This is a genomic window from Halalkalibacter lacteus (assembly GCF_036663595.1).
GTDB classification, from domain to species: Bacteria; Bacillota; Bacilli; order Bacillales; family Bacillaceae_D; genus Halalkalibacter; species Halalkalibacter lacteus.
Genome location: NZ_JAWRVL010000233.1, coordinates 1 through 269, shown reverse-complemented (window position 1 = coordinate 269; position 269 = coordinate 1). Strand labels below are relative to the sequence as shown.

Here is a 269-nt window from a genome sequence, read left to right as displayed (position 1 = left end):
AGGCTCAGGACCACCGCCATGCGCTGGTGCCACGCCAGCGGCCCCGGCAGGCGCACGGCGCAACCGCCGCCGACCGCGCCCTGGGCCAGGGCCTGCAAGGCCGCGGCGACGACGTCGAGTTTCACCTGCGTATCCGCATCGACGAAGAAAAAAGCTTCGCCACGCGCCGCACGCGCGCCGGCATTGCGCGTGGCGGCGATGTGGCGATACTCGACGCGCAGGACGCGCGCTCCGGCGGCGCCCGCGATCGCGGCGGTCCCGTCGCTCGA

General features: G+C 74.3%; 1 protein-coding gene. It reads right to left on the bottom strand.

Annotation, left to right across the window (positions count from 1 at the left end; translation table 11 throughout):
- Nucleotides 1-269, bottom strand: a 269-nt coding sequence (locus tag SAZ04_RS22205; protein WP_332699785.1) for a glycosyltransferase, incomplete at both ends; no start/stop codon positions are given.